The 7,246-nt window shown below is 38.4% G+C and carries 12 protein-coding genes; 6 read left to right on the top strand and 6 right to left on the bottom strand.

Annotated features, from left to right (window positions below):
- Nucleotides 1–304: 304 nt before the first annotated feature.
- Nucleotides 305–634: a DMT family transporter gene (locus JP36_RS10960; RefSeq protein WP_039174678.1), complete on the bottom strand. Its 330-nt coding sequence runs from the start codon at nt 632–634 to the stop codon at nt 305–307.
- Complete coding sequence (locus JP36_RS10955) at nt 635–1,306, bottom strand: cation diffusion facilitator family transporter (protein WP_234702191.1); 672 nt, start codon at nt 1,304–1,306, stop codon at nt 635–637.
- A gap of 102 nt (nt 1,307–1,408) precedes the next feature.
- On the opposite strand from JP36_RS10955, the gene JP36_RS10950 reads away from it, so the two are divergent.
- The 4 genes from JP36_RS10950 to JP36_RS10945 all read left to right on the top strand — a co-directional run bounded on the left by JP36_RS10950 (nt 1,409) and on the right by JP36_RS10945 (nt 3,049).
- Nucleotides 1,409–1,819, top strand: a complete 411-nt coding sequence (locus JP36_RS10950; protein WP_039132989.1) for a MerR family transcriptional regulator — start codon at nt 1,409–1,411, stop codon at nt 1,817–1,819.
- 102 nt (nt 1,820–1,921) lie between these two features.
- Nucleotides 1,922–2,059 (top strand): ATP-binding cassette domain-containing protein, encoded by a 138-nt coding sequence (locus JP36_RS11445; protein WP_231924196.1) that lies wholly within the window; start codon nt 1,922–1,924, stop codon nt 2,057–2,059.
- On the top strand, nt 2,052–2,201 hold the full coding sequence (locus JP36_RS11580; RefSeq protein ID WP_156106945.1) for a hypothetical protein: 150 nt from the start codon (nt 2,052–2,054) through the stop codon (nt 2,199–2,201). Before JP36_RS11445 ends, JP36_RS11580 begins: the two co-directional genes overlap by 8 nt.
- A 50-nt stretch (nt 2,202–2,251) precedes the next feature.
- Nucleotides 2,252–3,049: a DUF4198 domain-containing protein gene (locus tag JP36_RS10945; protein ID WP_039174676.1), complete on the top strand. Its 798-nt coding sequence runs from the start codon at nt 2,252–2,254 to the stop codon at nt 3,047–3,049.
- A gap of 238 nt (nt 3,050–3,287) precedes the next feature.
- Here JP36_RS10945 and JP36_RS10940 read toward each other — a convergent pair whose 3' ends face one another.
- From JP36_RS10940 to JP36_RS11850, 4 genes are read right to left on the bottom strand one after another with little or no spacing between them, the layout of a single operon-like run.
- The gene (locus JP36_RS10940) at nt 3,288–3,779 is read right to left on the bottom strand and encodes a hypothetical protein (protein WP_013745877.1); all 492 of its coding nucleotides are present in this window, start codon (nt 3,777–3,779) and stop codon (nt 3,288–3,290) included.
- Nucleotides 3,776–3,919 (bottom strand): NmrA family NAD(P)-binding protein, encoded by a 144-nt coding sequence (locus JP36_RS11440; RefSeq protein WP_013745876.1) that lies wholly within the window; start codon nt 3,917–3,919, stop codon nt 3,776–3,778. The genes JP36_RS10940 and JP36_RS11440 overlap by 4 nt, the downstream gene beginning before the upstream one ends.
- A gap of 10 nt (nt 3,920–3,929) precedes the next feature.
- Complete coding sequence (locus tag JP36_RS11855; protein WP_234702192.1) at nt 3,930–4,334, bottom strand: DMT family transporter; 405 nt, start codon at nt 4,332–4,334, stop codon at nt 3,930–3,932.
- A gap of 36 nt (nt 4,335–4,370) precedes the next feature.
- Nucleotides 4,371–4,874 carry a DMT family transporter gene (locus JP36_RS11850; RefSeq protein WP_234702190.1) on the bottom strand — a complete coding sequence of 168 codons (504 nt, stop codon included), beginning with the start codon at nt 4,872–4,874 and terminating at the stop codon, nt 4,371–4,373.
- A gap of 285 nt (nt 4,875–5,159) precedes the next feature.
- On the opposite strand from JP36_RS11850, the gene JP36_RS10930 reads away from it, so the two are divergent.
- A complete protein-coding gene (locus JP36_RS10930) occupies nt 5,160–6,452 on the top strand; it encodes an ATP-binding protein (protein WP_039174675.1) in 1,293 nt (430 codons plus the stop codon).
- A gap of 12 nt (nt 6,453–6,464) precedes the next feature.
- The gene (locus tag JP36_RS10925; protein WP_039174680.1) at nt 6,465–7,232 is read left to right on the top strand and encodes an AAA family ATPase; all 768 of its coding nucleotides are present in this window, start codon (nt 6,465–6,467) and stop codon (nt 7,230–7,232) included.
- Nucleotides 7,233–7,246 lie beyond the last annotated feature (14 nt).

Raw genomic sequence — 7,246 nt, 5'->3', positions numbered from 1 at the left:
AGTAGTAGTAGTAGGCGATGATAGAAAACGTTTGCGTCAGGGCAAATACTATTTTTTTAAAACTTAACCGGTTATTTTATTTACTAATAATCTGTTCTTTATTACTTTTTTTCTAACTTAAAATAATTACCTATTTATAGGTATAAAATAAACTATCGTTCCTTTTTAATAGGGAAAAACAATGAGTAAATAAGGTTTATTCTATCAAAATACTTTCTATAAGGATTTATTTACTTTATTAAAAACTTTTGTTCTTTGAACATTATCTACCTCATTTTCACAACTTTTTTGTCTGCTAGGTTCATTAATGCCTTGCCATTTGTGAAAACAGAGTGAGTACAATCACACCAATCATAATTAAACTGATACCGATTACGCCACCAACATCTACTTTTTGCCCAAAAAAGAAAACACTGATTGCCGCCGTTAAAACAATTCCGATACCAGACCAAATCGCATAAGCTGCACTTAATGGAATCCCTTTTAATGCCAACCCTAACAAATAAAATGATAATACATAACCAATAACCACACCGATTGAGGGGTACAATCGGCTAAACCCATCGCTCACTTTTAACATACTGGAAGCAAAAATTTCAGAAAGAATAGCTACCGCTAAAAATACCCAATACATTTAATCTCTTTTCTCCTGTAATGCGTTCATTGCCTGTTTTACTATTGATATTCCACTGCGTAAAATCAATAAACTCAAAATTGCACTCGCTACCAAATCTACCCATTGCCAATCTAATAGCCAAGCGCTTAAACCAGCAATAATTGCAATAATAGATCCAAACAGATCTGCCAATACGTGCAAATAAGCGGCACGAATATTCAAATTTTCGTGATCACTTTTAAACATTATTAATGCTACTACAATATTGACTAACAATCCGATAATCGCAACGCCAAGCATCGGTAATGCCACCATTTTCTCCGGCGTATACCAACGTTGAACCGCCTCCCACAGAATCATTAATGCAACTAAAATTAACGAACTACCATTCAATATGGCAAATCGTTTTTGTATTTTTTCATTGAAAAAAAGTGCAATCAATGCCAATAATAATGACAAACTGTCATTTGCCATATGTCCGGCATCCGCCATTAAAGTTAAACTATGAAAATAATATCCCCCCCAAAACTCCACTAGCATATAACTGGTAATAATAACAAGGCTAATCAGCAGAATTGTCTTACTTTTAGGGATATGGTGATGATCGTGATGATCGTGATGATCGTGATGATCGTGATGATCGTGATGATCGTGATGATCGTGATGATCGTGATATAAATGATCGCTCATTTTTAAGCCTCTATATAAATGAAATGCTTGATTCTTTTTTATGGAATAATATAAAGTCTGTAGCGACTACAGAGTCAATCTTTTTCATAAAGGTTATTTAATATGAAAATTCACGAAATCAGCAAACTCAGTGGCATTAATCTAGAAACCATCCGTTACTATGAAAAAACGGGCTTATTACCCGAACCTCAACGCGGTAGCAATGGTTATCGCTATTATGATCAAGCAAGCCTTTCATTATTGAAATTCATTAAATCCTGCCGTTCATTAGGTTTTTCTTTGGAAGATATTAAACAGCTTATTCAGCTTCGTCATAAACCGACAGAACATTATCACGCCGATCAAATCATATTAAAACAGCTAGAACAGGTAGAACAAAAAATCCAACAATTATTGGAAATTCAGACATTTTTGAAACAGTTAAGCTGTCAAGAAGAACACAATGAAGACGAGTGCAAAGCCATTTCTGGATTAGAAGAGGTTGGAAATATCAAAGCACAAAATATATATTGAAATGATAACCGTTATCAATTAAAATCCAACCCCTTTATTTGTTAGCCCATAGGAAATACAGTCTTTGAATTAAACGCAGAGTCATTCACCTTACCTGAGAAAGTGTTGTTGCACTCTATTTCATTGCAATTCAACACAGGGAAAATTTACGGCATTATCGGAGCAAATAGCTCAGGGAAATCCACGTTAATTAAGCTCCTTGCCCGTCAGCCGGTGGCGAACACTCTCGTGAGTGGCTAGCAATGTTATTGGCACAGCCTCGCTGTTATGCAAAGCATTGATCCAAAAGCCAAAAAGTTATCGCCGTTTGCTTTCAACGGTAGAAATTGAACGGCAATATGGCGGAATTTTACACCGCACTTTGAAAATAAGAGGTAGATAAGTACGGTCAGAAAATTCCACGTTTTTTATACACAAAATAGGAGACATCAAATGAAAAAACTCACTCATCTTGCCTTAATATGTGGCTTGGCATTCCCTCTAGCAGGGCAGGCACACGATTTATGGGCATATGCACAACAAGCGGAAGCGGGCAAAGATTTGCTTGCAGTGCTTGGCTATGGCGATCGTTTTCCTGAAGGAGAAAAAATCGCAGAGGGGCGTTTAAATATTTTAAATCCGCTGGTGTTGCACAGTGCGGACGGCAAAAGCACTACCCTCACCCAAAAGGGCGAAAATTTTCACTATGTAACCACCAGCCCGTTGGCGAAAGCGGAATACAAAATTTCGGGCAGCTATAAACCGACATTTTGGTCGAAAAATGACAACGGCTGGAAGCGTGAAAATCTCACTCAAATGAAAGATGCCAATTACTGCGAAGAATCCAGTATGTTCGCTTCAACCTATGTGAACACAGGCGTTGATGTAAGCGATTTTGCCATTGCTCCAGTGGGATTGCCATTGGAAATCGTGCCATTGGTTGATCCAACCACGCTAAGCCCGATGGATGTCTTCCCCGTGCAAGTGTTGTATCAAGGTCAGCCAGCGAAAGGCGTGAGCGTGATCGGCACAACCAACGAATTTACCAAACTCGATGAGAAAGCCGTTTACGATCACCGTGAACCACAAGCTTTCTCTGGCAAAACGGACGCTCAAGGCAAGGTGAATTTCATTCCAGCCTTAGCCGGCACTTGGAAAATCAAGGCAATTTATGAAATGGATTACCCAGATCAAAAAATGTGCCAAAAACGTAAACTTTATAGCACTTATACTTTTAAAGTGAACAAATAATTTTATTCTCGTGGGGCGGATCAAAACGCCCCTTATTTAAGCTGTAATTTGTAGTAAATTAAGGACTATTTATAGCAAAAGCTGTTTTTAAATTATCCCTAAAATATAGGAACATACTGCATCTGAATACAATAGGGTTTAAAACTATTTACTTATCCAACTGCTTGTAAATATTAACGTTGCTGTTGCCAAAATTTAACCGCCTGTTTTTCCCACCCTTCCGCCGTTGTTCCAGTACCTAATGCGAAACCGTGTCCAAGATTTTTATAAAGATGAAATTCCGTTGAATAGATTGTGCAATCGGAAACCCCTCGTGTAATGAACCGACATAAGCAAAACCACCTCCAGCGGCAATCATCGCAAAGGGGGCATTCGCTTTGCCTTTAAACACAAAAATCCCCGTATGCTGTTTGCTTGGATCTTGATATTTTTCCGCTTCGCTGTAAATCTCGTAAAAAATCGTGTCTCCTTGTTCGGCTTGCTGGAGCATTTTATTCAGCGTATCAGTAACTACCAATGGCGAAATATGACTATGGTAGGGCATTAACTGTTCAATTTGGTTTAGATGTAAGTTTGGCTCATTACTTTTGTCATCCCAAGGCAACATAAGATCAGCAAACCCTCGAAATGCTGGTTGGGTAAGAATATCGCTCACGCTACTATTTAAGGTAAATGGTTGAGCAGAAAGGGGTTGCATTAAAAGTCCTCCAATGAGTAATAGATATTTCATTTTAAACCCTTTAATCGAGTTTTGTTTGGGGTACGTACTAATGCACGAACTTGGTAACCTTTATTTAATGCTTCAGTTACGACATATTGCCCAATGCTGCCTGTAGCGCCAACCACTAAAATTTTATTTATTTTTTGCATTTTACTTTCCTTATTTACTTATTTGAATAATAACCACACCAGCCAATAATACTAATAACCCTATGATTTGTAAGGTACTAATCAGTTTTTTGGTTGCACCAAGCAAACCGAATTGATCAATAAGTAGGCTGCCAACTAACAAGCCAAACAATGAAGTCACAATCGCACCGCCTGTGCCGATTTGTGGCACGATTAGCACAATACCGCCGATATAAATTGCCCCGAGCAAACCACCAAACCATTGCCACCAAGGTTGCGGTTGTTTCAGCGCATTTTTGAGATGTCGCCAAGCGGTCGGTTCTTTGCAACAAATTACTAAAGCCAATAGCAGCGTACCGATGGCAAAAGGTACGAAGACAGCAAGGCTGGTGGAATGTAAGGTTTGGCGTAGGGCGGCATTGACTGCTGGCGTAATGCCTGATGCTACTCCGCCACTAATACCGAGAATTGGCTAAGCTAACAATGAACTTTCTGCACGTTTTTTCAGGCTGCGTTGTTTGAGAGAGGGCAACACAATCGCCACAGCAATTCCAGCCATCATCGCCACTAAGCCCAGTAAGCGTAAAAGGGTAAAATCATATTGAGGTGCCGAGAGCCAGCCAAAAGTGTCAATCAACGTGCCTGTGATAACTTGCCCTAAAATTGGCATAATCGCCGTTTGCACACTGCCCAAACGTGGGAAAATCAAAATATTGACCGTCAACCCAAACATCGCTAATAAACCGCCTAACCAAATCCACCAAGGAGATTGGATCAATGTTTCAGTTGAAACCGCAAGCGGTTCGTTTTGCACAAAAATGAGCAAAATTAACAAAATAGAACCTACGCTAAAAGCGATAAAAGACGACAATAACGGCGACACGACATTTTTACGCAGCACTGAATTGATCCCTGTCTGCAACGCAATCCCCATTCCTACCAACACGCCAACAGACGCAACTACTAACGAAATCATTATTTTTCTCCGATTAAATTAAGTTAAAAGTATTATAGGTCGGAAAGATTGTGTTGATTAGGTAGGGAAAAGTGAATGAGGTATTGAATAAAATTCAATAATAAGAAATTTTAGAAAATGCACCGCACTTTGAATGTTTCAGACGGCATAGCAAACTTTCGTTTGGAAAAGTGTGGTTATGCTACTGTTTTTCATTTGAAAAAATGTATTCTTATAACGATTTTTCATTGATAAAAATGTATTACAAGCCTAAAATAGCTTTACATTTCAGCAAAGAGGTCAAGAATGCAACGGGATATTTTAGAGAAGCTCAAACAATGGAAAGCCAAGCCAAATCGTAAACCTTTGATTATTCAAGGAGCAAGGCAGGTTGGGAAAACTTGGGCGATGAAGCATTTTGGCGAGCAAGCGTTTGAGCAAGTTGCTTATATCAATTTTGATAATAATCCAAGAATGAAAACCTTATTTTCAGGCGATTATGATATTGACCGTTTGATTTTAGGATTAAAAATTGAAAGTGGCGTGGATATTCAAGCAGATAATACGCTGATTATTTTTGATGAAGTGCAAGAAGTGCCGCAGGCTTTGTCATCACTCAAATATTTTTATGAAAACGCACCGCACTTTTATATGATTGCCGCAGGTTCATTGCTGGGCGTTTCGCTGCATCATCAGGTTTCTTTTCCTGTGGGCAAGGTGGATTTCTTACCGCTTTATCCGATGACTTTTCGGGAATTTCTCACTGCATTAGGAAAAAAAGATTTGGTACAACTGCTTGAAATGCAGGATTGGGCGTTGATTACGGCGATGAAATCTCGTTACATCGACTTACTTCGTCAATATTATTTTATCGGGGGAATGCCCGAAGCGGTTAAGGTTTTTATCGACACGCAAAACCTAGATGAAGTGCGTCAGGTGCAACGCAACTTGTTAATGGCATATGAACAAGATTTTTCTAAACATATTGCCGATGGTTCAACTGTGAAAAAAGTGCGGTCTATTTGGGCTGCCATTCCTGAGCAACTGGCGAAAGAAAATAAAAAATTTATCTATTCACAAATGCAAAAAGGGGCGAGAAGTAAAGACTATGAAATCGCCTTGCAATGGTTGAAAGACAGCGGTTTGGTGCATTGCGTCCCACGCATTAAAAAGCCGAATTTGCCTTTGTCTGCTTATCAGGATAATGCCTTTAAATTATTTGCCTTAGATGTGGGTTTGCTGGCTGCTCAAAGCCACTTAGATGCCACGACTTTATTAGAAGGCAACCGCATTTTTACCGAATTTAAAGGAGCTTTAACGGAACAATATGTGTTGCAACAACTGATTGCCAGCCAAGAAAACCCTATCTTTTATTGGGCGACAGAAAAAGGCACAGCAGAAGTGGATTTTGTGTTGCAACGCAAGCAGGCGGTGATCCCAATTGAAGTAAAAGCCGAAGAAAATTTGAAAGCGAAAAGTTTAAAAGTCTATGTGGAACAATTTCACCCAGAACAAGCCATTCGATTATCAATGGCAGACTATCGGGAGCAAGATTGGGTGGTGAATGTGCCGTTGTATGGATATAACATTTTTAATTGAGAGGATTAAATAATGAACTTTCCAGTACCTATTGTAGCTAATATCAATAGTCATGAAGGTGATTTTTCTAGAGAGATTGAGTTAAGATCTCCACTAACTTTTATTATTGGTCCAAATGGTTCAGGCAAGACCCATTTATTAAAAGGGTTAAAAAATAGCTTTTCAAATTATACAAACAAAAAAGTACGTTTTATTTCTTCAGGACGTTTAGGGCCTATGGAACAGTATAGATCTAATTATAATCAGTATTGGCACCATGATCATATTGATAATGCCAGTCATGGTGATAAAGAATATTCTAAATATCGGCATCGAATAGAGACAATTAACGGTGATTTACATACATTAGCAGCTCGTTCTGATATCCTCATTAAAGTTAAAGAGCGCTTGCAAAAGCTTTTTAAAAGAAATATTTCTATTGATTGGGATGCAGGTAATCTAAAGATTTCATTTGCTAGATTAGGGAAAGAAAATACCTATTATTCATCAGGACGTGAAGCATCTGGTTTATTGCATTTAGTGGGCATTTTATCTGCTCTGTATGACGATGAAGTTGGCGTTTTACTTATTGATGAGCCTGAAGTTTCTTTGCACCCACAATTACAGGCTTTTTTGTTAAAGGAAATCTCTCGCGTAGCAGGCATTCCTAATGAAGATAGCTATCATAAGATTATTATAATGGCAACGCATTCGACAGAAATGATCAAAATCTCGAAAGCAGATGATTTATTATCTTTTATTTTCTGTAATGATTTAAAAGAAGCACCTATTCAAATTTGATCTGCCCCCGAAAA

Origin of the sequence: Gallibacterium genomosp. 1 (assembly GCF_000771875.1) — a bacterium.
GTDB lineage: Bacteria > Pseudomonadota > Gammaproteobacteria > Enterobacterales > Pasteurellaceae > Gallibacterium.
This window is presented reverse-complemented; position numbering and strand designations above follow the sequence as displayed.